Origin of the sequence: Variovorax sp. UC122_21 (genome assembly GCF_044056785.1) — a bacterium.
Taxonomy (GTDB): Bacteria; Pseudomonadota; Gammaproteobacteria; order Burkholderiales; family Burkholderiaceae_C; genus Variovorax.
Window position 1 is genome coordinate 3,501,229 of record NZ_CP172004.1, and the last position, 25,457, is coordinate 3,526,685.

Below are 25,457 nucleotides of genomic sequence, written 5' to 3' on the forward strand. Positions count from 1 at the left end.
AGGCCGTGTTCCTCGACGAACCGCGCCTCTCTTGAAAAGTGAAACCTCAACCCGAAAGACTTCCCAATGAACAAGCTCAGCGCAACCCTGCTCGCCACCTGCCTCGCCTTTGCCGGCGCCTCCGCCTTCGCAGCCGACGAGATGGCCAAGGATGGCATGGCCAAGGACGCGATGTCCAAGGACGCCATGAAGAAGGATTCGATGGCGAAGGACTCCATGTCGAAAGACGGCATGAAGAAGGACTCGATGGCCAAAGACTCCATGTCCAAGGACGCGATGAAGAAGGATGCCATGGGCAAGGACGCGATGAAGAAGTAAGAAAAGGCACCCGAACCCGACGCGGCATTGACGGCCGCCGGAATCGGCGGCAATGTCGCCTCCGGCGGTCGCTCCCGCGTGGCCACCTCCCCTCAAGGATCCTCCATGAAATCCCTCGCATTCACCGCCGCCACCCTCGCCGCCGCGGCCCTGGTCTGGCATGCCGTGCCCTCCTCGGCCGAGCCCGCGCGCCGCGTGCCCGCCCCCACCGCCGACCTCGTCGCGCCACCCGCCGCCAAGACTGAAACCGCCGTCTTCGCGGGCGGCTGCTTCTGGGGCGTGCAGGGCGTGTTCCAGCGCGTGCAGGGCGTGAGCAACGCCGTCTCGGGTTATGCGGGCGGCGATGCGAAGACCGCCAAGTACGACGAGGTCGGCTCGGGCCGCACCGGCCATGCCGAATCGGTGCGCATCACCTACGACCCCAAGCAGATCAGCTATGGCAAGCTGCTGCAGATCTATTTCTCGGTCGCGCACGACCCGACCGAACTCAACCGCCAGGGACCCGACACCGGCACCCAGTACCGCTCCACCGTCTTCGCCGAGAACGCCGAGCAGGCGCGCATCGCGAAGGCCTACATCGCCCAGTTGAACCAGGCCAGGACCTTCGGCAAGCCGCTCGCCACCACCATCGAAACGGGCAAGCCCTTCTACGCCGCCGAGGACTACCACCAGGACTTCCTCACGAAGCACCCGGACCACGGCTACATCGTCGTCAACGACTGGCCGAAGATCGACGACCTGAAGAAGCTCTTTCCCGAGAGCTATCGGGCGGCGCCCGCGCTGGTGAGCGCGGCGAAGGGCGTTTGATGCGCCCGTGAGCGTGCTGCTTCGCATCGCCTTCGTCCTCGCCGGCGCCTTGCTGCTCGGAATGGCCGCCAACGAAGCGTTGCGCGCGGTCGGGCACTGGTACGAGATGAACCGCGCCCAGAGCGAAAGCGACTTGTCGCAGGCCTTCGTCATCGCGCTCGCGGTGCAGGCGGTCTGCGTGCTCGTGGGCGGGTGGTTCGGCAACCTGCCGTTCAGGCACTGGCAGCGCTGGCGTACGGCAAGCCGGCACTGAGCGCCAAGGCTGGCGGAGCATCCTCTCTTCAGCGAATCAATCGCGGACCGGCCCTGCCATCGTCTTCGCCTCCGCCTCGCGCCCCATCTTCCGCAACAGTTGCGCGTACTGCTTGCGCACCACCTCCACGCGCCACCGGTCCGGCCCTTTCGACACCAGCGGCAACGCCTGCCGATAGAGCGCCTCGGCCTCGGCATTGCGCCCCACTTCAGCCAGCCCGTAGGCCGCGTTGTAGAGCACCACGCCGCGCGTCGACCCGACCGCCGGTGTCTGCTCGATCGTGTCGAGCACGGCCAATGCACGGCGGCTCAGGCGCTCGGCCTGCGGGAAATCGGGCACGGCCTGGTAGGCGACGCTGAGGTTGTCGAGGTCGATCGCGTTCAGCACCTTCGGCACGCTCGTCTCGCGCGCGGAGATCGCCTCGGCTTCGGACAGCAGCGCGATCGCTTCGGCCGCGCGGCCGCGCTCGCGCAGGAAGTTGCCGCGGTGCACCAGCGCATTGCGCAGCAGCGTCGGGTTGCCCGCGTGATAGGCGCGCGCGGCACGCAGCGCGCGGCCGTAGTTGTCGTCGGCCACGTCATGCCGGCCGGCCGCGGCGGCCACGTCGCCGAGCGCCAGGTAGGCGGTCGGCAGGCGCGGGTCGGCGGGGTTCTGGCGCTCGAGTGCCGGCACGCCGTCCACGAGACGCGGACCGGCCTGTGCCCACAGCCCGGCCTGGTGATGCCAGAGGCCGGAACTGACCTGGTCGACTGAACTCGCGCAGCCCGCCAGCAACGTCGCCGCGAGCAGCAGGCCGCCCGCCAGCGCGCGCCTCACAGCAGCCTCAGCCGCTGCGCCTGCTCTTCGAGTTCGGCGCGGAAGTCAGGATGCGCGATCGCGATCAGTTCGCGCGCGCGCTGCTTGGCCGACTTGCCGCGCAATTGCGCCACGCCATGCTCGGTCACCACGTAGTCGATGTCGTTCTTGCTCGTGCTCACGTGCGTGCCGGGCGACAGCGAGGGCACGATGCGCGAGATGGTGTCGCCCTTGGCGGTCGAGGGCAGCACGATGAAGGCCTTGCCGCCGCGCGAGCGGTTGGCCGCGCGCACGAAGTCCGATTGCCCGCCCGTGCCCGAGTACGGCGCATGGCCCAGGCTCTCGGAACCGCACTGGCCCAGCAAATCGATCTGCATGGTGGCGTTGATCGCGACCAGGTTGTCGTTGAGGCCCGCGAGCGCCGGGTCGTTGGTGAAGTTCACCGGATGCATCTCGAGCGCCGGGTTGCGGTCCATGAAGCGGTAGAGCTTGCTCGAACCGAGCGCGAAGGTCGCGATCGACTTGCCTGGCAGATGGTTCTTGCGCCGGTTGGTCACGGCGCCGCTCTCCACCAGCGTGAGGATGCCGTCGCCGATCATCTCGGTGTGAATGCCGAGGTCGCGCTTGGCCGTGAGCTGCATCACCACCGCGTCGGGAATGCCGCCATAGCCGATCTGCAAGGTCGAGCCGTCATCGATGCGCTCGGCCACGTACTTTCCGATGGCCTGCTGCACCGGGCCGATCTTCGGCAGCCCCACCTCGAGCACCGGCGCCTCGCTCTCGACCAGCGCCGCCACCTGCGACACGTGCACATGGCAGGCGCCATGCGCGAAGGGCACGTTCGGGTTGACCTCGAGCACCACCGCGCGTGCCTTGGCCACGGCGGCCATCGTGTAGTCCGCGCCCAGGCTCAGCGCGAAGTAGCCGTGCGCGTCCATCGGCGAGGCCATGCTGAAGACCACGTCGGCCGGAATCTGACCGCGCTCGATCTGCGCGGGGATCTCCGAGAAGTAGTTGGGCAGGAAATCGATCCAGCCCTCCTGCCCGCCCGCGCGCGTGGCGCCGCCGAAGAACAGCGCGACATGGCGCACGTGCGCCACCGTCTCGGGATCGATGTAGGCGTACTTGCGCATCGCGAGGATCTGCGCAACCTTGACGTCGCGGAAATCGCGCCGCTGTTCCGACAGTGCCTCGAGCAACGCGGGCGGCTCGCCCACGCCGGTGGGCACGATGATCATGTCGCCGTTGCGCACCTGGCGCACGGCATCGGCGGCGCTCGCGCGCTTGCGCCGGTACTGGTCCTGGAAGTCCATGAAGCGTCTCGTCTCCTCTTTGGGTTGCGAACAGGGGTCGTGCCTACAGCGGCGCGTCGTTGCGCGCATCGTAGGTGCCGCGCCGCGCGGCCCGGTTGCAGCGCGTGCGGAACACCAAGGCCTTCTGCGCCTCGGCCACGCGGGCCGGGTCGCCCTTCCAGAGATCGAGCGCGGGCTGCTGCACCGCGCGCGAGAACGAGAAGCTCAGCGCCCACGGCAGCCGCGCGCCGAAGCGGGCATTCATCGCATTGAGTCGCGCCGACGCGAGCTGCGCCGACTGCCCGCCCGAGAGGAAGGCCACGCCCGGCACCGCGGCGGGCACGCTGCGCAGCAGGCAATGCACCGTGGCGTCGGCCACCGCGGCTACGTCGTCCTGCACGGCCGCGTTCTGCGCCGGCAGCACCATGTTCGGCTTGAGCAGCATGCCCTCGAGCAGCACGCCCTGCGCGCGCAGCTCGGCGAAGGTGCGATGCAGCACTTCTTGCGTGACCTCGGCGCAGCGCGCGAGCGAATGGTCGCCGTCCATCAGCACCTCGGGCTCGACGATCGGCACCAGCCCGGCCTCCTGGCACAGCGCCGCATAGCGCGCGAGCGCATGGGCGTTGACGCGGATGCAGGCGCTGCTGGGCAGGCCCGCGCCGATCGCGATCACGCCGCGCCACTTGGCGAAGCGCGCGCCCAGACCCGCGTACTCGGCCAGCCGTTCGCGCAGGCCGTCGAGGCCCTCGGTCACCGTTTCGCCCGGATGGCCCGCGAGCGGCTTGGCGCCGGTGTCGACCTTGATGCCCGGCACGATGCCCGCGGCGGCCAGGGCCTGCGCGAAGGGCACGCCAGCGTTGGTGGTCTGGCGCAGCGTCTCGTCGAACAGGATCGCGCCGCCGATGCTGTCGGACAGCCCCGGCGCCGTGACGATCAGTTCGCGCCAGTCGCGCCGCGCCGCCTCGGTCTGTGGGATGCCGAGCGCGGCGAAGCGCTTGTTGCAGGTGGCGTTGCTCTCGTCCATCGCGAGCAGGCCCTTGTCGGCGGCCAGCAGCGCGGCGGCCGTGTCGGTCAATGTCTTGGCGGTCATGTCGGGACACCTTTCGGGGGCCATCCTACGCCCGCGAGGCTTGGCCCTAGATGACGTTGCGCTCCAAGAGCGGCGCGTTGCGCAAGATGCGCTCGAAGCCCACCGCCGACAGGTCGAGGCTGCGGTAGCCGCCGAAGCGGATCAGTTCGGCCACGCCGCGCCCCGCCGCCGGGCACTGCTGCAGGCCATGGCCCGAGAAGCCGTTGGCGAAGTAGAGGTTGTCGCAGTCGGGTGCAGGCCGAGGATGGCGTTGTGGTCGAACAGGTTCATCTCGTAGTAGCCGGCCCAGGCGCCGGTCATGCGGATGGCCTCGAAGGCCGGCACGCGTTCGGCCAGCGTGGGCCAGATGAAGCTGTCGAAGGCCTCGTACTCGACCTCGAGCGGCGCGTCGTCGGGGTCCTGGTCCTCGGGCGGCGCGAAGCCGCAGATGAACTGGCGGCCCTCGGGCGCAGCCAGATGCCCGAGGTGTCGATCACCAGCGGGCAGCCGGGCAATGCCTCGGGGCACGAGAAGCTGAACACGCTGCGGCGCCGGCCGCGCACCGGCAGGTCGATGCCGGCCCAGCGCGCCACGGTCGCGGCCCAGGCGCCCGCGGCATTGACGACCACGTCGGCCGGCAGGGCCTGGCCGTCGGCGAGCACGACGCCGCGCACGAGGCGCCCTTCGCATTGCAGCCCGGTCGCCTGCGCCTGCACATATCGCACGCCCTGCGACACGGCCTTCCTGCGGAAGGCCTGCAGCAGGCTGTAGCCGTCGTACCAGCCCTCGCCCGACAGGCCCAGCGATCCCAGCGCGACGCCCTCGGTGTCGAGCCACGGAAAGCGCGCCTTCAACGCCTCGGGCTCGAGCAGCGCCACATCGACCGCATGGGCCTTCTGCAGCGCATGGTTCTCGCGCAGCACGCCCTCGCCCGCCGCCGAGGCCAGGTAGAGGTAGCCGGGCTCGACCAGGCCGATGTCGGGTGCGTCGTCGCCCACGCGCAGCGTCCGGCCCAGGCCGCGGAAGAAGTCGATGCCGTAGCGCGACATCTCGATGTTGATGGCGGTCGAGAACTGCTGGCGGATCGAACTGGCCGACAGCGCCGACGAAGCCTGGCTGTACGAGAAGTCGCGCTCGACCACCGTGACCTCGAAGGGCTCCTGCGCCGGATCGCGGGTCAGGAAATAGGCGATGGCGGAGCCGATGGCCCCGCCGCCGATGATCACCACACGCCGCATGGAATGCCTTTCGCTTCGCTCGTCATCGTCACTGCCCCGCGTCATGCGCCAGCCGCGGCGCGCGCCCTCAGCGTACCCACAAACACGCGACCGCGGCGCAGCAGCGCGGCCGGCACTTCGGCCATGTCGTCGCGGCAGGGCCAACGCCGATTAGAGTGGCGCTGGCGGGCGCAAAGCGGGCCGCGCCAGAATCGGCCCACCAGGACAAGCAGGCGAGATGAGAAAAGACATACCCAACCTCGGCGCGCTGCAGGCCTTCGAGGCCTCGGCACGGCTGGGCAGCTTCACGCGCGCCGCGAGCGAACTGGCGCTCACGCAGAGCGCGGTCGGCCGCCAGGTGGCGATGCTCGAGCAGCGGCTCGGCGTGGCGCTGTTCTCGCGCGTGCGGCGCCGGCTCACCCTGACCGACGTGGGCCGCGAGTACGCGGCGCGCATCCGCCGCCACCTCGACCAGATCCGGCGCGACACGCTGGAGATCGCCGCCGGCCACGACATGGGCTTCGTGCTCGAGGTGGCGGTGGTGCCCACCTTCGCGACCCAGTGGCTGATTCCGCGCCTGCCCGATTTCAGCCGGCTGCATCCCAACATCACGGTCAACCTGTCGGCGCGCTCGCAGCCCTTCTCGTTCCAGGAGAACGCCTACGACGCCGCGATCTACTTCGGCGACCAGTTCTGGCCCGACACGCGCGGCGGGCGCATCTTCTCCGAGGGCGAGATGGTGCCGGTGTGCAGCCCGGCCTTCCGCGATGCCAACGGCCCCTGGGACGAGACCGCGTTCGCGCGCTGCCGCCACGTGCACCTGAGCACGCGCGCCCATGCCTGGCGCGACTGGTATGCGCAGCAGGGCTGGGACTACACGGTGCATGCCTCGCGCGGGCCGCGCTACGAGCTCTTCACCATGGTGACGGCCGCCACCGCGGCCGGCATGGGCGTGGGCCTGGCGCCGCGCCTGTTGATCCAGCACGAGTTGCGCACCGGCGAGCTCGTGATCCCGATCGACCGCAGCCTCGACGTGAGCCAGGGCTACTACTTCGCCTATCCCGAGGGCCGGCCGGCCTCGGGGGCGCTCGAGCATTTCGAGCGCTGGGTGCTGAGCCTGACGCCGGAAGCAGCGAAGGATCGAGCGGCCTGTCTTTTTCTTGCTCCCTCCCCCCTCTGGGGGAGGGCCGGGGTGGGGGCACCGACCCGTCGACACCGTGAAGCGATGGATGCGCCCGGTGCCCCCATCCCGACCTTCCCCCAAAGGGGGAAGGAGTCAATACCGCGTCAGACCGGCGCCGGGTTGCGCTCCGAGAAACCGCGCTGGTGCCAGTACGGATAGGCCAGCGTCGTCGTGCTCGCCACGTCGAGCTCGGCCACCTGCTCCTTCGTGAGGTTCCAGCCCACCGCGCCGAGGTTCTGGCGCAGTTGCTGCTCGTCGCGCGCGCCGATCACCACGCTCGACACGGTCGGGCGCTGCAGCAGCCAGTTCAGCGCCACCTGCGGCACCGTCTTGCCGGTCTCGCCGGCGATCTTCTCGAGCGCATCGACGACGCGGTAGAGCAGCTCGTCGGGCACCGGCGGGCCCATGTCGGCCGTCACGTGCAGGCGGCTGTTGGCGGCAGCGGCTGGCCACGGCGGATCTTGCCGGTGAGCCGGCCCCAGCCCAGCGGGCTCCACACCACCGCGCCCACGCCCTGGTCCTGCGCCAGCGGCATCAGCTCCCATTCGTAGTCGCGGCCCACCAGCGAGTAGTAGGCCTGGTGCGCCACGTAGCGCGGATAGCCATAGCGCTCGGCCACGCCCAGCGACTTCATCAGGTGCCAGCCCGAGAAGTTGGAGGCGCCCACGTAGCGCAGCTTGCCCGCGCGCACGAGGTCGTCGAGCGTCGAGAGCGTTTCTTCCACCGGCGTGGCGGCATCGAAGCCTTGCAGCTGGAACAGGTCGATGTAGTCGGTGCCCAGGCGCTTAAGCGCGGCATCGACCGCGGCGACCAGGTGGTAACGCGAGGAACCGACCTCGTTGGCGCCCTCGCCGCTGCGGAAGGTGGCCTTGGTCGAGATCAGCAGCTTGTCGCGCGGCCGGCCCTTGATCGCCTCACCGAGCACCGACTCGGCCGCGCCGCCCGAGTAGATGTCGGCGCTGTCGAACATGTTGACGCCCGCATCGAGGCAGATGTCGATCAGCTTGCGGGCCTCGGCCACATCGGTGCTGCCCCAGGCCTGGAAGAACTCGCCCTTGCCTCCGAAGGTGCCGGTGCCGAAGCTCAGGACGGGGACCTTGAGGCCCGATCGGCCCAGATGACGGTATTCCAAGATGCTGCTCCTTCGGCCCGCGGGCCAGGTGGTGCGGGCCGACGGCCCGCGGATGGCAGCCATTGTTGGCCGCGGGACTGAACCCCGGCCGGCAGTCGGGCTTCTAGGGCAGCAGCTTGGAGATCGCGTCTTCGAAGGCCAGCACGTCCGAACCCACGTGCGTGGAGTTGAACACCGTCTGCGTCAGCTTGAAGTCCTTGTAGTTGCGGGCCGCGAGCCGGTCGTACATCTCCTTGACCACCGGCCCGTTGCAGTTGGCGTCGCAGCGCGCCAGCACCATGGTCGCGGGCAGCGACTTGCCGGCCAGCGCGGTGAACATCTTCTGCTCGAGGTCGTAGTTGACGTCCTTCTGCTGCCAGAAGGCGGCTTCGGTGGACAGGAAGTACGAGAACACCAGCTGGTCGGGCGCCTCGAGGAACATCGCGGTCGCGGCCAGGTTGCCGCTGGTCGACAGGCCAGAGAGCATGCGGCGCTTCGGGTCCATGCGGTACTTCGATTCGAGGTAGGGAACCAGCTCCTTCACGAGGAAGGCGTGGTAGCCGTTGGCGCCCGGGAAGTTGTAGTCCTCCTGCCGCCGCGCGCTGCCACCGATGCCCACCAGGATGGCCTTGGTGCCACGCCGTTGCAGGATGTTCTTGAGGTTCACGAAGCGCGTGTCGGGCAGGCCGTTGGTGGCATCGCCGTCGAGCGCATAGATGGTGGCGAATGAATCGGTGCCGGCGTCGTAGCTGGCCGGGATGTAGATGTCGATGCGGTAGTCCACGCCATAGGCCTTGGCGCTGACGGTCTCGCTGACCACGCGGCCGGTGGAGGATGGCGGCGGCGGCGCGGGCTGCTCGGGTGCCGGAGCCGGCGGCAGGATCGGGAGGCCGCCGCCTCCACCGCCACCGCCGCCCCCACCGCAGGCCGCCATCGCCGCGACGAGCACGCAACCGCACACGGCCGCGAGTGCGCGGCGCCATTTTCTTGTCTCATGTGGTTCCTCTTCTTCGACCCCGGCACACGTCGTGCCGGGCGGGGATGCTGCGCCGGGGGCCGGGCAGCGTCAACCTCGCCGGTCGGATCGGCCAGGCTCTGGCGCCATGTCCACACGCCTCGCGCCGGCACGATGGCGCCTATGGCCGCATGCCGAGCGACAACGACGATGCGGTCAGGGCGCGATCTCCTTCAGGGCCTCGTCCACCGACACCGTCAGCCCCACCTTCACCCGGCTCATGGCCACCAGCGTCTTGAAGCGCTTCACGTTGTTGTTCTCGAAGAACAGCTCGCGCGTGAGCCGCGTGTAGTCGGCCATGCTGCGCACCGCGAAGATCAGCACGAAGTCGCACTCGCCCGCCACGTAGTAGCACTGCTGCACCTGCGGGCAGGCCTGGAAGCTGCGCTTCATCGCATCGAGCAGATCGACGCGCTCGCTCTCCACCTCGACCTCGACGATCACCGTGAGCTCGCATCCCACCGCGTCGGGATTGACGATCGCCGCATGGCGCTCGATCACGCCCTCGTCGGCCATGCGCTTCAGGCGCCGGTTGACCGCCGCGGCCGACAGGTGCACCTGCTGGCCCAGCTCGCCCTGCGGCAGGCGCGCGTCCTGCTGCACCAGCGCCAGCAGCTTGAGGTCGTAGGCATCGAGGGGCGTGGGCATGGGCGGGATCGGCAGGCGCGGCGGGTGGAATGGAATTGCGCCAAAGGCCCCTTCAATGCGCGCGAATTCAGGGGTCGGCGACATAGCATTGTTGCCCATGACCACCGCCATCCCTGCCCCCGACCCGATCGCCGGCGCGCCGCTCGATGCCGAACTCTCGGGCTGGCGCCGCTACCTGCACACCATTCCCGAGACCGGCTTCGCCGAGCACCGCACCTCGGCCTTCGTCGCGCGCACGCTGCGCGCACTGGGCCTCGAGGTGCACGAGGGCATCGGCGGCACCGGGCTGGTGGCGAACCTGCGCGTGGGCGAAGGCCGCGGCGCGATCGGCATCCGCGCCGAGATGGATGCGCTCGACATCGCCGAATCGGCGCCGGGCCGCGCCCATGCCTCGGCCACGCCCGGCAAGATGCACGCCTGCGGCCACGACGGCCACATGTCGATCGTGCTCGGCGCGGCGCGGCTGCTGCGCGAACGCCAGGACTTCGACGGCACCGTGCGCTTCATCTTCCAGCCCGCCGAGGAACACGGCCGCGGCGCCAAGGCGATGATGGCCGACGGCCTGTTCGAGCGCTTCCCCGTCGACGAGATCTACGGCCTGCACAACATGCCCGGCATCGCGGCCGGCACCATCGCCACCTGCGCCGGCGGCATCATGGCCAGCGAAGACAACTTCGCGATCCATGTGCGCGGCCGCGGCACCCATGCGGCACGGCCGCACATGGGCATCGACCCGATCGTGATCGGCGCCGAGATCGTGCTCGCGCTGCAGACCATCGTCTCGCGCAGCCTCGACCCGGGCGCGCAGGCCGTGGTCTCGTGCACCGAGTTCATCACCGACGGCATCCGCAACGCGATCCCCTCGAACGTCGTCATCAAGGGCGACACGCGCAGCTACGACCCCGCCGTGCAGGCCACGCTGGAGCGGCGCATGCGCGAGATCAGCGAGGGCATCTGCCGGCTGCACGGCGCCGAATGCGCGTTCTCGTACACGCACGAATTCGAGCCCACGGTGAACTGGCCCGAATGCGTGCCGCATGCGGTGGCCGCCGCGACCGCGGTGCTCGGCGCCGCTCGCGTGGACGCGAACACCGTGCCGATGATGGCCTCGGAGGACTTCGGCGCCTTCCTGCGCGTGGTGCCCGGCGCCTTCGTGTTCCTCGGCAACGGTGCCGACGGCCAGCCCGGCGGCACGCCGCTGCACAACGCCGGCTACGACTTCAACGACGAGGTGCTCGAGATCGGCGCGCGCTACTTCGCCGAACTGGTGCGCATGCGGCTGCCGCGCTGATCCCCTTCCCTTCCTTCGAAAGCTCGACATGCTGGTCCGCAATGCCCGCGCCGTGCGCGCGCCCTACCCCGAGGCGCTGCGCCGCATCCTCAGCATCGACGAAGCACGCGCCACGCGCGCGTGGCTCTCGCGCTGGTCGCTGCTCGCGCCGGAACCCACGCCGCTGCGCCGCCTGAGCGACCTGGCGCAGGCCTGCGGCATCGCCGAGGTGTTCCTCAAGGACGAATCGCTGCGCTCGCCGCTCGGCAGCTTCAAGGCGCTCGGCGCGCCGGCCGCGCTGGTGCGGCTGGTGCTGCGGCGCCATCCCGACTGGAACGCCGACGCGGTGCTGCGCGGCGAACACGCGGACGCCTTGAAGGACCTCGTCGTCATCAGCGCCACCGACGGCAACCACGGCCGCGCACTCGCCGCGGCAGCGCGCAGCGTGGGCGTGCGCTGCGTGATCGTGCTGCATCGGCACGTGAGCGCCGAGCGCGAAAGCGCGATTGCCGACTTCGGTGCGGAGATCGTGCGCATCGAGGGCAACTACGACGCCTCGGTCGCGCATGCCGCGCAGCTCGCCGAACGGCATGGCTGGCAGGTCGTGTCCGATACCGCGTACCCCGGCTACGAGGATGTGCCGCGCGACGTGATGCAGGGCTACGGCACGATGGTCGACGAGGCGCTCGAGCAGCTCGCGGCCGAGTCCGACGGTGCCTGTCCCTTCACCCACGTGATGCTGCAAGGCGGCGTCGGCGGCCTCGCGGCCGGCGTGGCGAGCTACCTCTGGGAACGCTTCGGCGAACGCCGTCCGGTGCTCGTCGTCGCCGAACCGCGCCAGGCCGACTGCCTCACGCGCAGCGCCATCGAAGGCCGGCCGGCCGTGGCCACCGGCAGCGTCGACTCGGTGATGGCCGGCCTCGCCTGCGGCGAGACCTCGACCCTGGCCTGGCGCTTCCTCGAGCCCGCGGTCGATGTCTTCCTCACGCTGGAGGATGAAGAGGCGGTGGCTGCGATGCGGCGGCTGGCCGAGGGATCGGCGCGCGACGTGCCGGTGGTGAGCGGGGAATCGGGCGCCGCGGGCGCGGCCGCGTTGCTGCAGCTTGCGCTCTCCGAGACGGCGAAGGCGCAGGCCGCGCTCGATGCTTCGTCGAAGGTGCTCCTGATCAGCACCGAGGGAGCGACCGCGCCTTCGGTCTATGCACGACTGCTGGGCCGCTCCGCGGATGAGGTACTGGCAGCGCAACGCGAATGGCTGAGCCTGGAGGCTCGGCGGTAGGCGGTCGCTCCGCGCACAGTTCTTACCGGCCGTGGAACTCTTCGCGGCACCCGAAGCTGGACTACTGCGGCACCAGCTCCACGCGCCGGTTCTTCGCGCGGCCGTCCTCGGCCGCATTGCTGGCGACCGGCGCCAGATCGGCCACGCCATACGCGGCGAGCCGGTTGGCCGCGATCGCGTACTGGCTGGCCAGGGCCGCGTTGACCGCTTCCGCGCGCCGCTTCGACAGCGCGATGTTGCTGTCCAGCGTGCCCTGGTTGTCCGTGTGGCCGACCACGCGCAGCTTGAGCGCGGGCTCGGCCTTGAGCAGCTTGGCGATCTCGTCCAGCGCGGGCTTGGAATCGGGCTTGATGTCGGCCTTGGCGGTGTCGAACAGGATGCCGTAGAGCGCCACGCGCCCGGTGGCGGCGATGGCCTTCGACATGTCGCCCGCGCTCACGGTCACCATGTTCTGTTTCATCGCCCCGACCTCGATGATGTCGACCGCCGCGTAGGCGCCCTTGACCGCCTTGTAGTCCTTGCTGTCCTTGGCCCATTGCACGGCCTCGACGACCACGTAGAGATCGCCTTGCGGCCGCGGAATCTTGAAGCTCGCCAGGCGCGCCGTCGCGACCTCGGCGGCCGAGAAGGTGTAGGTGCTGCGGCTGGTCTTGATCTCGTTCCAGCTGTAGGGGCAGAGGAAGCAGGAGCGGCTCTTGAAGTTCTCGTCGCGCCCCGAGTCGTAGAGCGTGACGCCGCCGGCCGCCTGCACCTCATTCTGGTAGTTGCGGATCAGCTCCGCCGTCGACGTGTCGCCGGCCGATTCGTACCACAGGCGGGTCAACGCGCCCTCGACCGGCACGGAACTGGTCCAGCTGCGCTTTCTCGAAGTCGTGTCGTAGCCCTTGTAGGTCCCCGTCGGCACCAGGTATTCGTCGAAGCGCTTGAAGTCGTAGCCGACGATGGTCGAGCCCGCGAAGCGCTTGAGCAGCGGGTTGTCCTTGGCGCCGGGCAGGTCCTGCGCGGACGCGAGCATCGAGAGGAACAACAGCCCGGCGAATGCCGGCGCGGCCAGCAGCCGAAGGAAGGCAAGGACAGAACGCGGACGCATCGATGACTCCGGAAATTGACGGCGCAATTGTCAGGAATTCCGATGATTTGGCTGCACGGCCGTTTGGCCTATGAAGAAGGTCTGTGGCGGTGGATGCAAGCTCGTTGTCCTGAATTCCCATGCGGCGACGCCTGCGCTACCCCCTCAGTCGATCTCCACCCTCGCCTCCTTCACCAACCTCGCATACTTCGCTGTGTCGCTGCGAATCCGCGCCGCCATCTGCGCCGGCGTATCCCCCACCGGTTCCGCACCGATCTCCTCCATGCGCTTCCTGAACTCCGGCGACTGGATGATCTTCACCATCTCGACGTTGAGCCGCTCCACGATCTCCTTCGGCGTGCCCGCCGGCGCGAGGATGCCGAACCAGGTGCCCTGGTCGAAATCCTTCAGGCCCGACTCGGCCAGGGTCGGCACATCGGGCAGGCTGCTCGAGCGTTTGGCGGTGGTCACGGCCAGCGCGCGCAGCTTGCCGGCGCGGATGTGCTGCAGCACGGGCGTCAGCGTGTCGAAGGACATGTCGACCTGGCCGCCGAGCAGGTCGGTGGTGAGCGGCGCGCTGCCCTTGTAGGGCACGTGCAGCAGTTCGATGCCCGACAGGGCCGAGAGCTGGGTGCCGATCAGGTGCTGCACGGTGCCGTTGCCGTTCGACCCATACGAAAGCTTGGCCGGCGCGGCCTTGGCCTGGGCGATCAGTGCCTGCGCATCGCGCGCGGGCGACTTGGCGTTGACGACCATCACGTTGGGCACCAGCGCCACGGTGGTGATCGGCGCGAAGCTCTTCTCGAAGTCGTAGGGCAGCTTGCGATAGACGCTGGTGGCGATGGTGTGGTGCACGGCGCCCATCAGCAGGGTGTAGCCGTCGGGCCGCGCCTTGGCCACGTAGTCGGCGCCGAGCGTGGCACCGGCGCCGGGGCGGCTCTCGACGACCACGGGCTGGCCCAGGCTCTGCGAGAGCTTGTCGCTCAATGAGCGCGCCAGCACGTCGGAGCTGCCGCCGGGCGGAAAGGGAACGACGAGGTTGATGGGCTTGGCCGGCCAGGCCTGCGCGGCCGCGGTCGTGGCGGCCAGGCCGAGGGTGAAGGCGGCGGCGAGCGCGGTCAGTGCCGCGCGGCGGCGGACGATGGGCTGGGTCACGGGTTGTCTCCTTTGTTGTCGTGGCAATGGCCGGCCGTGCGCGCACGCCCTCTCCGGCCCCGGGGGCGGAAAAACTCAGGCGGCCTGGCGCTCGGGCAACGGGGCCAGCAGCGCGCAGACGGCGCGGGTCACGTCGGCGGTGGTGGCGCTGCCGCCGAGGTCGCGCGTGTGCAGCGAGGTGTCGGCCGTGACCTGTTCGATGGCGCGCATCAGGCGCGCGGCGGCCTCGGGCTCGCCGAGGTGCTCGAGCATCATCACCACCGACCAGAAGGTGCCGACCGGGTTGGCCAGGCCCTGGCCCATGATGTCGAAGGCCGAGCCGTGGATGGGCTCGAACATCGAGGGGAAGCGGCGCTCGGGATCGATGTTGCCGGTGGGTGCGATGCCGAGGCTGCCCGCGAGCGCGGCGGCCAGGTCGCTGAGGATGTCGGCATGCAGGTTGGTCGCGACGATGGTGTCGAGCGAGGCCGGCCGGTTGACCATGCGCGCGGTGGCGGCGTCGACCAGTTCCTTGTCCCAGCGCACGTCGGGGAACTCCCTGGCCACCTGCACGGCGATCTCGTCCCACATCACCATCGCATGGCGCTGCGCATTGCTCTTGGTGATCACGGTGAGCTGGCGGCGCGGCCGCGAACGGGCCAGCGAGAAGGCGAAGCGCATGATGCGCTCGACGCCGGCACGGGTCATCATCGAGACGTCGGTGGCAGCCTCGATCGCATGGCCCTGGTGCACGCGGCCGCCGACGCCGGCGTATTCGCCCTCGGAGTTCTCGCGCACGATGACCCAGTCGAGATCGCCGGGGCCACAGCGCTTGAGCGGGCCGTCGATGCCGGGCAGGATGCGCGTGGGCCGCACGTTGGCGTACTGGTCGAAGCCCTGGCAGATCTTCAGGCGCAGGCCCCACAGGGTGACGTGATCGGGAATGTGCGGATCGCCGGCCGAGCCGAACAAAATCGCGTCCTTGCCGCGCAGCGCGTCGAGGCCGTCGGCCGGCATCATCTCGCCGTGGGCGCGGAAGTAGTCGCCGCCCCAGCCGAAGTCCTCGAACTCGAAGGCGAAGCGCTCGCCGCCGGCGGCCAGTGCCTCGAGCACCTCGCGCCCGGCCGGCACCACCTCCTTGCCGATGCCGTCGCCGGGAATGGTTGCGATCCTGTAGGTCTTCATGGTGTAGCTGCGTCGCTGCGGTGTTGGAATGGCTTCGACTGTAGGAACTCGACGCGCGATCGGATCGCCCCTAAAGTCAATCCATCGTCAACTTCAAGTCAACAGTCAGAACCGCGATGGCCCACGAGATCCAACCCGCCGACCTCGGCTTCTTCTCGGCGCTGGCGCGCGCCGGCAGCCTCAGCGCGGCGGCGCGCGAACTCGGCATCACGACGGCCGCCGTGAGCAAGCATCTCGCGCAAATGGAGGCGCGGCTCGGCGTGAGCCTGGTCAACCGCACCACGCGGCGCATGGGCCTCACGCCCGAAGGCGAGCTCTACCTCGCGCAGGCGCGGCGCATCCTGGCCGACATCGAGAGCCTGGGCGAGCAGCTCGGCGTGTCGAAGGCGGTGCCGCAGGGCCTCTTGCGCGTCAACGCCACGCTGGGCTTCGGGCGCAGCCACGTGGCGCCGCTGATCTCGAAGTTCGTGCGCCGGCATCCCGAGGTCGAAGTCCAGCTGCAGCTGTCGGTGAACCCGCCGCCGCTGACCGAGGATTCGTTCGACGTCTGCGTGCGCTTCGGCGCGCCGCCCGAGTCACGCGTGATCGCACGGCGCATCGCGGCCAACCGGCGGCTGCTGTGCGCGGCGCCGGCCTACCTCGCGAAGCACGGCACGCCCAAGGTGCCGAACGACCTCACGCGCCACAACTGCCTCGGCATCCGCCAGGGCGAGGAGGCCTACGGCCTGTGGCGGCTGTCGAGCGGGCGCGGCGCGAGCGCGAGCACGCAGGCCGTGAAGACGCGCGGCACGCTGACCACCAACGACGGCGAGATCGCGGTCAACTGGGCGCTCGAAGGCCACGGCATCCTGATGCGCGCCGAATGGGACATCGCGCGCTACCTGCGCAGCGGCCGGCTGGTGCAGGTGCTGCGCCCCTTCCATACGCCCGATGCCGACATCTACGCGGTGTATCCGCAGCGCCACCAGCTCGCGGCGCGCGTGCGGGCCTTCGTCGACTTCCTCGCGCAATCGCTCGAGCAACAGGCCTCGGCGGCCTCGAAGACCGCGTTCTGACACAACCCTAGGGAAATCCCCAAGGCCGCGCTCGCGGCCGTGCCCGCGCGCGCCCTCGTCCAGAGGGAAAAGCACCCGCGCGGCGCCCTCCCTCACCCGCCCCGATCTCCCCACGGCACTGGCCCGCAACTTGCAAACTCGGCCAAAAATGACAGAAAATTTTCTTAACTGACTTATATTTGTAAATCAGTTTTCAAATTTGCACCGTTCCGGCGCCCTTCCGAACCCATGAGCACCAACGTCGACCCTCCAGGCACCACCGTGGCCCAGCGCATCGCGCAGGCCCTGCCGCGGCTGTCCCGCTCGCACCGGCAGGTGGCCGACTATGTGCTCGAGCATCCGCTGCAGGTGGCCACGCTGCCGATCGACGAGCTGGCCACGGCCGCCGGCGTGTCGGTGGCCACGGCCAACCGCTTCGCGCGCGCGCTCGACTTCGACGGCTACCCGGCCTTCCGGGCCGAGCTGGTGCGCGGCTTCGAGCCGCTGGTGGCGCCGGTCGAGCGGCTGCGCGGCAACCTCGAGCGGCCGACCACGGTGTCGGAGGTGTTCGCCGCGGCGCTCGAGGAGAGCCGCCGCAACATCGACGCCACGCGCCAGTCGCTCGACTACGCGGCCTGCGAGGCGGCGGTGGAGCGCATCGGCAAGGCGCGCTCGATCTACATCGGCGGCTTCGGCGCCAGCGCCTGGCTCGCGGGCCTGCTGCAGCACGGGCTCGACAGCAGCTGCAGCGACGTGCGCCTGCTCTCGGGCGTGAGCGGCGTGACCCATGCCGCGCGCACGCTGATGCATGCGGGGCCGCAGGACGTGTTCATCGGCGTGACCTTCCCGCGCTACCTCACCGACACCATCGCGCTGGCGCAGATCGCGCGCGGCCAGGGTTGCGCGGTGCTCGCGCTGACCGATCGGCCGAGCTCGCCGCTGGCGCCGCTGGCCGACGTGGCGCTCTATTGCCAGACCGAGACCAGCTACCGCCCCAACTGCGAGACCAGCGTGCTCGCGCTGATCGAGGCGCTGACCAGCGCCGTGGCGCTGCGCGCGCCGGGCGCGGTGCAGTCGGCGGGCCGCATCCTGCAGGCGGTGCGGCCGTGGCTGCACGGGGGCAACGGACCTCGCACGAACGGCACGAATGGCGCGAACGGCGCGACCCAGCAGGCCACGCCGCCCGCGGACAGCACCCCGAAGAAGAAGACATCCCGATGAACAGCCCCACCCAGAACGACAACGCCCCCACCCCGCGCGTGCCCGTGATCGCCATCCATGGCGGCGCCGGCACCATCAGCGCGGGCACCACCACGCCCGAACAGGCCGCGGCCTATCACGAGGCGCTGCGCCACATCGTGGCCACCGCGCAGGCCGCGCTGCTGCAGGGCGCATCCGCGCTCGACGCCACCTGCCTCGCGGTCGAACTGCTCGAGGACTGCCCGCTGTTCAACGCCGGCCACGGCGCGGTCTTCACGCACGAAGAAACCCACGAGCTCGATGCCGCCGTGATGGACGGCGCCACGCTCGCCGCCGGCGCGGTCGCGGGCGTGTGCCATGTGCGCCGCCCGGTGCGCCTGGCGCGCGCGGTGCTCGAGGACGGCGCGCACGTGCTGCTCGCGGGCGCCGGGGCCGAGGCCTTCGCGCGCGAACGCGGGCTCGAGATGGTCGAGCCCTTTACTTCTCGACCGAGGCGCGGCGCCAGCAGCTGCACCGCGTGCGCGACACCGGCCGCGTGGTGGTCGATCACGAGGGCGCGGCCATGACCCATGCCCCGCTCGACGAGGACCGCAAGTTCGGCACCGTCGGCGCGGTCGCGCTCGACATGCACGGCCACCTGGCCGCCGCCACCTCCACCGGCGGCATGACCAACAAGCGCGTTGGCCGCATCGGCGATTCGCCGCTGATCGGCGCCGGCACCTACGCCGACGACGCCACCGCCGCGGTCTCGTGCACCGGCAGCGGCGAGATGTTCATCCGCATCGCCGCCGCGCACGACCTCTGCGCGCGCATGGCCTACGCCGGCGCCACGCTCGAAGCCGCCGCCCGCACGGTGGTGATGGAGTCGCTCTCGGCCATCGGGGGCACCGGCGGCCTGATCGCCGTCGATCGCCACGGCAACCTCGCGCTGCCCTTCAACACCGAGGGGCATGTACCGCGCCCATGCGCGCGGCCGCGAGACCCCGAAGACGGCGATCTTCGCCTGACGCCACCGCTTCCTTTCCCGACCGCCATGTCCGCTGCGACCTCCCTCCCCTCTCTGCCCAACCTGCCCGAAGGCCGCGTGCTCGCGGTCGACGACCTCAGCGTGCGCTTCACCACCTCGGAGCGCACGGTCGATGCGGTCAAGAAGTTGTCCTTCCACGTCGACCATGGCGAGACGCTCGCGGTGGTGGGCGAATCGGGCTCGGGCAAGTCCGTGACCTCGCTCGCGCTGATGCGCCTGGTGGAGCACGGCGGCGGCCGCATCCTCGACGGCCGCATGGCGTTTCGCCGCCGCAACGGCGAGGTGCTCGACCTCGCGCAGGCGCGCGACCACACGATGCGCGGCATCCGCGGCGCCGACATCGCGATGATCTTCCAGGAGCCGATGACCTCGCTGAACCCGGTGTTCACCGCGGGCGACCAGATCGCCGAGGCCATCCGCATCCACCAGGGCAAGAGCAACGCGGCCGCGCGCGCCGAGGCGCTGCGCATGCTCGAGCTGGTGCGCATCCCCGAGGCGCGCAACGTGCTCGACCGCTTCCCGCACCAGCTCTCGGGCGGCATGCGCCAGCGCGTGATGATCGCGATGGCGCTGTCGTGCAAGCCGCAGCTCCTGATCGCCGACGAACCGACCACCGCGCTCGACGTGACGATCCAGGCCCAGATCCTCCAGCTGATCCGCGAGCTGCAGCAGGAGATGCGCATGGGCGTGCTGTTCATCACCCACGACATGGGCGTGGTGGCCGAGATCGCCGACCGCGTGCTCGTGATGTACCGCGGCGACAAGGTCGAGGCGGGCCCGTCGGACACCGTGTTCGGCGCGCCGCAGCATCCCTACACCCGCGCGCTGCTGTCGGCCGTGCCCAAGCTCGGCGCCATGCAGGGCACCGAGCTGCCGGCCAAGTTCGAGCTGCTGCGCACCGAGACCGGCGCGCAGGCCGAGCCCGGCACCCACACCGAGCCGCACGACACGGTGCGCGCCGAGGCCGGCCCGATCCTGCGCGTGCGCGAGCTGGTCACGCGCTTCGACGTGCGCAGCGGCGTCTTCGGCCGCGTGAAGCGGCGCGTGCATGCGGTCGAGAAGATCAGCTTCGACCTCTACCCCGGCGAGACGCTGGCGCTGGTCGGCGAGTCGGGCTGCGGCAAGTCGACCACCGGCCGCTCGCTGCTGCGCCTGGTCGAGAGCCAGAGCGGCGCGATCGAGTTCGGCGGCCAGAACATCCGCGAGCTGCCCACGCGCGAGCTGCAGGCCCTGCGCCGCAACATCCAGTTCATCTTCCAGGACCCCTTCGCCTCGCTCGATCCGCGCGTGACGGTGGGCTTCTCGATCATGGAGCCGCTGCTGATCCACGGCATCGCCAAGGGCGCCGAGGCGCAGCAGCGCGTCGACTGGCTGCTGCAGAAGGTGGGCCTGCCGCCCGAGGCGGCGCAGCGCTATCCGCACGAGTTCTCGGGCGGCCAGCGCCAGCGCGTCGCGATCGCGCGCGCCCTGGCGCTGAACCCCAAGGTGGTGGTGGCCGACGAATCGGTGTCGGCGCTCGACGTCTCGATCCAGGCCCAGATCGTCAACCTGATGCTCGACCTGCAGCGCGAGCTCGGCGTGGCCTTCCTTTTCATCTCGCACGACATGGCGGTGGTGGAGCGCATCAGCCACCGCGTGGCCGTGATGTACCTCGGGCAGATCGTGGAGATCGGCCCGCGCCGCGCGGTGTTCGAGGCGCCGCAGCATGCCTACACGCGCAAGCTGATGGCGGCCGTGCCGGTGGCCGATCCCTCGCGCCGCCACAAGCAGCGCGCGCTGCTCGAGGGCGAGATCCCGAGCCCGATCCGCGCCGTGGGCGACGAGCCCGAGGTGCCGCCGCTGGTGCAGGTGGCGCCGGGCCATTTCGTGGCGCGGCATGCCATCGGCGGCGCTTTCTGACGCCTTCGAGTTTCTTTTTCGTTTTTCCGTCGCAGGGCCCCCTGCTTTTTTGTTCCTCCCTCTCTTTCACGAATCGACTGGAGTTCTTCCCATGAAGCCATCCTCTTCCTCCCTGCGATGGGCCTGTGCGCTGCTGGGCCTGGCCGCGCTCGCCGCCTCGGGCTCGGCCCTGGCCGCCAAAGACGTGGTGCTCGCCATCGGCTACCAGCCCGAGACGCTGGACCCGTACAACACCAACACGACGATCACCACGGCCGTGACCAAGACCTTCTACGAAGGCCTGTTCCAGTTCGACAAGGACCTGAAGGTGCAGAACGTGCTGGCCGAGGGCTACGAGGTCTCGAAGGACGGCCTGGTCTACACCATCAAGCTGCGCAGCGGCGTCAAGTTCCACGACGGCACCGACTTCAACGCCGAGGCCGTGAAGTTCACGCTCGAGCGCGTGCTGAACCAGGACAACAAGCTGCTGCGCTACAACCAGTTCAACCGCGTGGGCAAGGTCGAGGCGCTGAACCCGACCACCGTGCGCATCACGCTCAAGGAACCCTTCGGCCCCTTCATCAACTCGCTGGCCCATGCCTCGGCCGCGATGATCTCGCCGACCGCGCTCAAGAAGTGGGGCAACAAGGACATCGCCTTCCACCCCGTGGGCACCGGCCCCTTCGAGTTCGTCGAATGGAAGCAGACCGAGGCGGTCAAGGCCAAGAAGTTCGACGGCTACTGGAAGAAGGGCTTCCCGAAGGTCGACACCGTGCAATGGAAGCCGGTGCTCGAGAACAACACGCGCGCCGCGATGATGCAGACCGGCGAGGCCGACTTCGCGTTCCCGATCCCCTACGAGCAGGCCGAGCTGCTGAAGAAGAGCGACAAGCTCGAGGTCGTGGCGTCGCCCTCGATCATCACGCGCTTCCTGGCCTTCAACATGCTGCAGAAGCCCTACGACAATCAGAAGGTGCGCGAGGCCATCGGCTACGCCATCAACAAGGAAGCGCTGGCCAAGGTGGCCTTCGGCGGCTATGCGATCCCCGCGCAGGGCGTGATGCCCCAGGGCGTGAAGTACGCCGAGAAGATGGCGCCCGTGCCCTACGACGTGAAGAAGGCCAAGGAACTGCTGGCCGAGGCCGGCTACCCGAACGGCTTCGAGTCGGTGCTGTGGAGCGCCTACAACAACACGACCAGCCAGAAGACCATCCAGTTCGTGCAGCAGCAGCTCGCGCAGGTCGGCATCAAGCTGCAGGTGCAGGCGCTCTGAAGTGGGCCAGCGCACCGAGCAGGTCGATGCCTGGCCCGATCCCAAGACCGCCAAGGTGCGCCTGTACTACACCGGCTGGTCCTCGTCCACCGGCGAGGCCGACTGGGGCCTGCGCCCGCTGTTCGCCTCCGAGTCGTGGGCGCCGAAGCTCAACAACATGTCGTTCTACAAGAGCGAGGTGGTCGACAACGCGCTGGCCAAGGCGCTGGTGTCGGTCGACGAAACCGAGAAGGCCGCGCTCTACAAGACCGCGCAGGAACAGATCCGCAAGGACCTGCCGCGCCTGCCGCTGGTGACGGAGCAGAACCTGTCGGCGCATTCGAAGCGGCTGACGGGCGTGTTCGTGATGCCCGACGCCAACATCAACATCGACGCGATGTCGGTGGCGAACTGATCGCGGGTCTCTCCGTTTCCTGACTGACCGCGCGATGGCCGGCGGCACCCCGCCGCCGGCCGTTCGCGGCCCCTGCTACCCATGCTGAACTACTTCCTCAAACGACTGTTGGGCCTGATCCCCACGCTGCTCATCGTGGCGGTGCTGGTGTTCCTGTTCGTCCACATGCTGCCCGGCGACCCGGCGCGCCTTGCCGCCGGCCAGGAGGCCGACGAGCAGACCGTGGCCATGGTCCGCGCGGAGCTCGGCCTCGACAAGCCGCTGCCGCAGCAGTTCGCGAACTTCTTCACCCACATGCTGCAGGGCGACTTCGGCACCTCGATCCGCACGCGGCGGCCGGTGTCGATGGAGATCGCCGAGCGCTTCTTCCCGACGGTGATGCTGACCGTCACCAGCATGGTGTGGGCGGTGATCTTCGGCATGGGCATCGGCATCGTGTCGGCCGTGTACCGCAACCAATGGCCCGACCGCATCGGCATGACGCTGGCGGTGTCGGGCATCTCCTTTCCCGCATTTGCATTGGGCATGCTGCTGATGCAGATCTTCTCGGTGCAGCTCGGCTGGCTGCCGACCGTGGGCGCGGCCACCTGGAAGCACTACATCCTGCCCTCGATCACGCTGGGCGCGGCCGTGGCGGCCGTGATGGCGCGCTTCACGCGTGCCTCGTTCGTCGAGGTGATCCAGGAGGACTTCGTGCGCACCGCGCGCGCCAAGGGCGTGCGCGAGCGCAGCGTGATCATCAAGCACTGCCTGCGCAATGCGCTGATCCCGGTGGTCACGATGATGGGCCTGCAGTTCGGCTTCCTGCTCGGCGGCTCGATCCTGGTCGAGGCGGTGTTCAACTGGCCCGGCCTCGGCCGCCTGCTGGTCGACGCGGTGCAGATGCGCGACTACCCGGTGATCCAGACGCTGGTGCTGCTGTTCTCGCTCGAGTTCATCCTGATCAATCTCGTGGTCGATGTGCTGTACGGCTTCATCAACCCGACCATCCGCTACAAGTGAGGCCGCCGCCATGACCCAAGCCACCGGCGTGCCTGCCGAATCCACCCTTCCCGCCGCCGCGCCGGTCACGACGCTCCAGACCGCGGGAAAGGTCCGCACTCCCTGGGGCGAATGCTGGCGCCGCTTCAAGAAGCAGCCCGTGGGCATCGTCGCCGCCCTGTTCGTGCTGCTGCTGGTGTTCGTCGCCGTGTTCGCGCCGTGGATCGTGCCCTTCGATCCCGAGAACTACTTCGACTACGACATGCTCAACAGCGGGCCCTCGGCCACGCACTGGTTCGGCGTCGACCCGCTGGGCCGCGACATCTTCAGCCGCATCCTCGCGGGCGCGCGCATCTCGCTGATGGCGGGCTTCCTGTCGGTGCTGGTCGGCGGCTTCGTCGGCACCGCCTTCGGCCTGCTCGCGGGCTACTACGAAGGCTGGTGGGACCGCATCGTGATGCGCATCTCGGACGTGCTGTTCGCCTTCCCCGGCATCCTGCTGGCGCTGGGCGTGGTCGCGATCCTCGGCAGCAGCATGACCAACGTGGTGGTGGCGGTGTCGGTGTTCAGCGTGCCGGCCTTCGCGCGGCTGGTGCGCGGCAACACGCTGGTGCTCAAGCAGCAGACCTACATCGAGGCCGAGCGCAGCATCGGCGCCTCGGACTGGACCATCGTCGTGCGCCACATCCTGCCGGGCACCATCTCCTCGATCGTGGTGTATTTCTCCATGCGCGTGGGCACCTCGATCATCACCGCGGCCAGCCTGTCCTTCCTCGGCATGGGCGCGCAGCCGCCCACGCCCGAATGGGGCGCGATGCTCAGCGAGGCGCGCGCCGACATGGTGACCTCGCCGCACGTGGCGCTGTTCCCCAGCCTCGCGATCTTCTTCACCGTGCTGGCCTTCAACCTGCTGGGCGACGCCCTGCGCGACGCGCTCGATCCGAAGATCGACCGGCAATGAGCGCGAGCGCCCTGCCCCGCATCGGTGGCCTGCGCCCGGGCCCGCGCGACGCGATCAGCGACGTCGCGGGCGTGACCGTGGGCCACCGCACGCTCGCCGAAGGCCCGGTGCAGACCGGCGTGACCGTGATCCGCCCGCATACCGGCGACCCGTTCCGCGACAAGGTGCCGGCGGCCGCCGTGGTGCTCAACGGCTTCGGCAAGAGCATCGGGCTCGTGCAGCTCGAAGAGCTCGGCGTGCTCGAGACACCGATCGCGCTGACCAACACCTTCTCGGTCGGCACCGTGGCCGCCGCGCAGATCCGCGACTGCATCGCGCACAACCCCGAGACCGGGCGCTCGCTGCCGACCGTGAATCCGCTGGTGTTCGAGCGCAACGACGGCTTTCTCAACGACATCCAGCGGCTGGCCGTAAGCGAGGCCGACTACCAGCGCGCGCTGGCCGATGCCGGCGCGGATTTCGCGCAGGGTTCGGTGGGCGCGGGGCGCGGCATGTCGAGCTTCCAGCTCAAGGGCGGCATCGGCAGTGCCTCGCGGCTCGTGCCGGTGGGCGAGGCTTCGCACACGGTGGGCACGCTGGTGCTCGCGAACTATGGGCGGCAGCCCGAGCTGCGGCTGGCGGGGCATGCGGTGGGCGCCCGTCTTGCCACGCTCTTGGCCGAACCGGCCATGGCGCAGGAGCCCGAGAAGGGCTCGATCATCGTCGTGGTCGCGACCGACGCGCCGCTCGATGCGCGCCAACTGCGCCGGCTGGCACTGCGCGCCGGGGCCGGGCTGGCGCGCACCGGCTCGGTCTTCGGGCACGGCAGCGGGGACATCGTGCTGGCCTTCTCGACCGCCTACACCGTGCCCGACCGGGCCGAGCGCGCGATGCCGGCCGTGGCGATGCTGCACGAGACGCAGCTCGACGGTTTGTTCCAGGCGGCGGCCGATGGGACCGAGCAGGCGATCCTGCATGCGCTGTGGCGGGCCGAGTCGGTGACCGGGCGCGACGGCAACCGCCGTGCCGCGTTGGGCGAGCTGTTGTCCCCTTCTCTCTTTTCTTGATTTTTCTCTTTTGCCGGG

At 69.5% G+C, this 25,457-nt stretch carries 19 protein-coding genes and 5 pseudogenes; 14 read left to right on the top strand and 10 right to left on the bottom strand.

From position 1 onward, the window contains the following. The first annotated feature begins 66 nt into the window (after positions 1–66). From ACHMXE_RS28920 to ACHMXE_RS28930, 3 genes are all read left to right on the top strand, one after another. Entirely contained in the window at positions 67–318 is a 252-nt protein-coding gene (locus tag ACHMXE_RS28920) for a pentapeptide MXKDX repeat protein (RefSeq protein WP_209544837.1), read from the top strand. A 105-nt stretch (positions 319–423) separates the two neighbouring features. Beyond that, positions 424–1,125, top strand: coding sequence for a peptide-methionine (S)-S-oxide reductase MsrA (gene msrA / locus ACHMXE_RS28925; protein ID WP_395347629.1), 702 nt, complete (start codon positions 424–426; stop codon positions 1,123–1,125). 7 nt (positions 1,126–1,132) lie between these two features. Next, positions 1,133–1,378 (top strand): hypothetical protein, encoded by a 246-nt coding sequence (locus ACHMXE_RS28930; protein WP_395347630.1) that lies wholly within the window; start codon positions 1,133–1,135, stop codon positions 1,376–1,378. A gap of 36 nt (positions 1,379–1,414) precedes the next feature. On the opposite strand, the gene ACHMXE_RS28935 is transcribed toward ACHMXE_RS28930, so the two are convergent. From ACHMXE_RS28935 to ACHMXE_RS28950, 4 genes and pseudogenes are all read right to left on the bottom strand, one after another. Further along, positions 1,415–2,194, bottom strand: a complete 780-nt coding sequence (locus ACHMXE_RS28935) for a tetratricopeptide repeat protein (RefSeq protein ID WP_395347631.1) — start codon at positions 2,192–2,194, stop codon at positions 1,415–1,417. Continuing rightward, positions 2,191–3,486 carry an acetyl-CoA hydrolase/transferase family protein gene (locus ACHMXE_RS28940; RefSeq protein WP_395347633.1) on the bottom strand — a complete coding sequence of 432 codons (1,296 nt, stop codon included), beginning with the start codon at positions 3,484–3,486 and terminating at the stop codon, positions 2,191–2,193. Before ACHMXE_RS28940 ends, ACHMXE_RS28935 begins: the two co-directional genes overlap by 4 nt. Positions 3,487–3,529: 43 nt before the next feature. Further along, positions 3,530–4,555 carry a class I fructose-bisphosphate aldolase gene (locus ACHMXE_RS28945; RefSeq protein ID WP_395347634.1) on the bottom strand — a complete coding sequence of 342 codons (1,026 nt, stop codon included), beginning with the start codon at positions 4,553–4,555 and terminating at the stop codon, positions 3,530–3,532. 46 nt (positions 4,556–4,601) lie between these two features. After that, a pseudogene (locus ACHMXE_RS28950) lies at positions 4,602–5,772 on the bottom strand (NAD(P)/FAD-dependent oxidoreductase). Positions 5,773–5,989: 217 nt separating this feature from the next. Here ACHMXE_RS28950 and ACHMXE_RS28955 point away from each other — a divergent pair. Further along, positions 5,990–6,871: pseudogene (locus ACHMXE_RS28955) on the top strand (LysR substrate-binding domain-containing protein); the annotation flags it as partial. A 167-nt stretch (positions 6,872–7,038) separates the two neighbouring features. On the opposite strand, the pseudogene ACHMXE_RS28960 reads toward ACHMXE_RS28955, so the two are convergent. The 3 genes and pseudogenes from ACHMXE_RS28960 to ACHMXE_RS28970 form a co-directional block, all read right to left on the bottom strand. Further along, positions 7,039–8,066, bottom strand: a pseudogene (locus ACHMXE_RS28960) (aldo/keto reductase). Between the two features lie 103 nt (positions 8,067–8,169). Continuing rightward, the gene (locus tag ACHMXE_RS28965; protein ID WP_395347636.1) at positions 8,170–8,994 is read right to left on the bottom strand and encodes an alpha/beta hydrolase; all 825 of its coding nucleotides are present in this window, start codon (positions 8,992–8,994) and stop codon (positions 8,170–8,172) included. Between the two features lie 222 nt (positions 8,995–9,216). After that, a complete protein-coding gene (locus ACHMXE_RS28970; RefSeq protein WP_395347637.1) occupies positions 9,217–9,708 on the bottom strand; it encodes an Lrp/AsnC family transcriptional regulator in 492 nt (163 codons plus the stop codon). 97 nt (positions 9,709–9,805) lie between these two features. Between ACHMXE_RS28970 and ACHMXE_RS28975 the strand changes: the two genes are divergently transcribed. Together ACHMXE_RS28975 and ACHMXE_RS28980 are read left to right on the top strand one after the other, a co-directional pair. Next, positions 9,806–10,999, top strand: coding sequence for a M20 aminoacylase family protein (locus ACHMXE_RS28975; protein WP_395347638.1), 1,194 nt, complete (start codon positions 9,806–9,808; stop codon positions 10,997–10,999). Between the two features lie 28 nt (positions 11,000–11,027). Continuing rightward, positions 11,028–12,257, top strand: coding sequence for a diaminopropionate ammonia-lyase (locus ACHMXE_RS28980; protein ID WP_395347639.1), 1,230 nt, complete (start codon positions 11,028–11,030; stop codon positions 12,255–12,257). 61 nt (positions 12,258–12,318) lie between these two features. Here ACHMXE_RS28980 and ACHMXE_RS28985 read toward each other — a convergent pair whose 3' ends face one another. From ACHMXE_RS28985 to ACHMXE_RS28995, 3 genes are all read right to left on the bottom strand, one after another. After that, the gene (locus tag ACHMXE_RS28985) at positions 12,319–13,347 is read right to left on the bottom strand and encodes an OmpA family protein (RefSeq protein ID WP_395347641.1); all 1,029 of its coding nucleotides are present in this window, start codon (positions 13,345–13,347) and stop codon (positions 12,319–12,321) included. Positions 13,348–13,491: 144 nt separating this feature from the next. Next, complete coding sequence (locus ACHMXE_RS28990) at positions 13,492–14,481, bottom strand: tripartite tricarboxylate transporter substrate binding protein (protein WP_395347642.1); 990 nt, start codon at positions 14,479–14,481, stop codon at positions 13,492–13,494. A gap of 75 nt (positions 14,482–14,556) precedes the next feature. Beyond that, positions 14,557–15,645 (bottom strand): tartrate dehydrogenase, encoded by a 1,089-nt coding sequence (locus tag ACHMXE_RS28995; protein ID WP_395347643.1) that lies wholly within the window; start codon positions 15,643–15,645, stop codon positions 14,557–14,559. 116 nt (positions 15,646–15,761) lie between these two features. On the opposite strand from ACHMXE_RS28995, the gene ACHMXE_RS29000 reads away from it, so the two are divergent. The 8 genes and pseudogenes from ACHMXE_RS29000 to ACHMXE_RS29035 all read left to right on the top strand — a co-directional run bounded on the left by ACHMXE_RS29000 (position 15,762) and on the right by ACHMXE_RS29035 (position 25,439). Next, positions 15,762–16,700, top strand: a complete 939-nt coding sequence (locus tag ACHMXE_RS29000) for a LysR family transcriptional regulator (RefSeq protein ID WP_395347644.1) — start codon at positions 15,762–15,764, stop codon at positions 16,698–16,700. A gap of 228 nt (positions 16,701–16,928) precedes the next feature. Beyond that, positions 16,929–17,900, top strand: a complete 972-nt coding sequence (locus ACHMXE_RS29005; RefSeq protein WP_395347645.1) for a MurR/RpiR family transcriptional regulator — start codon at positions 16,929–16,931, stop codon at positions 17,898–17,900. Continuing rightward, positions 17,897–18,886: pseudogene (locus ACHMXE_RS29010) on the top strand (isoaspartyl peptidase/L-asparaginase family protein). The gene ACHMXE_RS29005 and the pseudogene ACHMXE_RS29010 overlap by 4 nt, the downstream one beginning before the upstream one ends. A gap of 26 nt (positions 18,887–18,912) precedes the next feature. Further along, on the top strand, positions 18,913–20,805 hold the full coding sequence (locus ACHMXE_RS29015; protein ID WP_395347646.1) for a dipeptide ABC transporter ATP-binding protein: 1,893 nt from the start codon (positions 18,913–18,915) through the stop codon (positions 20,803–20,805). 91 nt (positions 20,806–20,896) lie between these two features. Then, positions 20,897–22,451: pseudogene (gene gsiB, locus ACHMXE_RS29020) on the top strand (glutathione ABC transporter substrate-binding protein GsiB). Positions 22,452–22,532: 81 nt separating this feature from the next. Beyond that, complete coding sequence (gene gsiC, locus ACHMXE_RS29025) at positions 22,533–23,453, top strand: glutathione ABC transporter permease GsiC (RefSeq protein ID WP_057591102.1); 921 nt, start codon at positions 22,533–22,535, stop codon at positions 23,451–23,453. Between the two features lie 10 nt (positions 23,454–23,463). Beyond that, positions 23,464–24,393 (top strand): glutathione ABC transporter permease GsiD, encoded by a 930-nt coding sequence (gene gsiD, locus ACHMXE_RS29030; RefSeq protein WP_203205800.1) that lies wholly within the window; start codon positions 23,464–23,466, stop codon positions 24,391–24,393. Further along, positions 24,390–25,439: a P1 family peptidase gene (locus ACHMXE_RS29035; RefSeq protein WP_395347648.1), complete on the top strand. Its 1,050-nt coding sequence runs from the start codon at positions 24,390–24,392 to the stop codon at positions 25,437–25,439. Before gsiD ends, ACHMXE_RS29035 begins: the two co-directional genes overlap by 4 nt. The last annotated feature ends 18 nt before the right edge of the window (positions 25,440–25,457 follow it).

Bases quoted from the DNA above. Each gene is read 5' to 3' on its own strand.
- ACHMXE_RS28920 (WP_209544837.1), top strand. From the start codon at position 67: ATGAACAAGCTCAGCGCAACCCTGCTCGCCACCTGCCTCGCCTTTGCC.
- msrA (WP_395347629.1), top strand. From the start codon at position 424: ATGAAATCCCTCGCATTCACCGCCGCCACCCTCGCCGCCGCGGCCCTG.
- ACHMXE_RS28940 (WP_395347633.1), bottom strand. From the start codon at position 3,486: ATGGACTTCCAGGACCAGTACCGGCGCAAGCGCGCGAGCGCCGCCGAT.
- ACHMXE_RS28945 (WP_395347634.1), bottom strand. From the start codon at position 4,555: ATGACCGCCAAGACATTGACCGACACGGCCGCCGCGCTGCTGGCCGCC.
- ACHMXE_RS28970 (WP_395347637.1), bottom strand. From the start codon at position 9,708: ATGCCCACGCCCCTCGATGCCTACGACCTCAAGCTGCTGGCGCTGGTG.
- ACHMXE_RS28975 (WP_395347638.1), top strand. From the start codon at position 9,806: ATGACCACCGCCATCCCTGCCCCCGACCCGATCGCCGGCGCGCCGCTC.
- ACHMXE_RS28980 (WP_395347639.1), top strand. From the start codon at position 11,028: ATGCTGGTCCGCAATGCCCGCGCCGTGCGCGCGCCCTACCCCGAGGCG.
- ACHMXE_RS28985 (WP_395347641.1), bottom strand. From the start codon at position 13,347: ATGCGTCCGCGTTCTGTCCTTGCCTTCCTTCGGCTGCTGGCCGCGCCG.
- ACHMXE_RS28995 (WP_395347643.1), bottom strand. From the start codon at position 15,645: ATGAAGACCTACAGGATCGCAACCATTCCCGGCGACGGCATCGGCAAG.
- ACHMXE_RS29000 (WP_395347644.1), top strand. From the start codon at position 15,762: ATGGCCCACGAGATCCAACCCGCCGACCTCGGCTTCTTCTCGGCGCTG.
- ACHMXE_RS29005 (WP_395347645.1), top strand. From the start codon at position 16,929: ATGAGCACCAACGTCGACCCTCCAGGCACCACCGTGGCCCAGCGCATC.
- ACHMXE_RS29015 (WP_395347646.1), top strand. From the start codon at position 18,913: ATGTCCGCTGCGACCTCCCTCCCCTCTCTGCCCAACCTGCCCGAAGGC.
- gsiC (WP_057591102.1), top strand. From the start codon at position 22,533: ATGCTGAACTACTTCCTCAAACGACTGTTGGGCCTGATCCCCACGCTG.
- gsiD (WP_203205800.1), top strand. From the start codon at position 23,464: ATGACCCAAGCCACCGGCGTGCCTGCCGAATCCACCCTTCCCGCCGCC.
- ACHMXE_RS29035 (WP_395347648.1), top strand. From the start codon at position 24,390: ATGAGCGCGAGCGCCCTGCCCCGCATCGGTGGCCTGCGCCCGGGCCCG.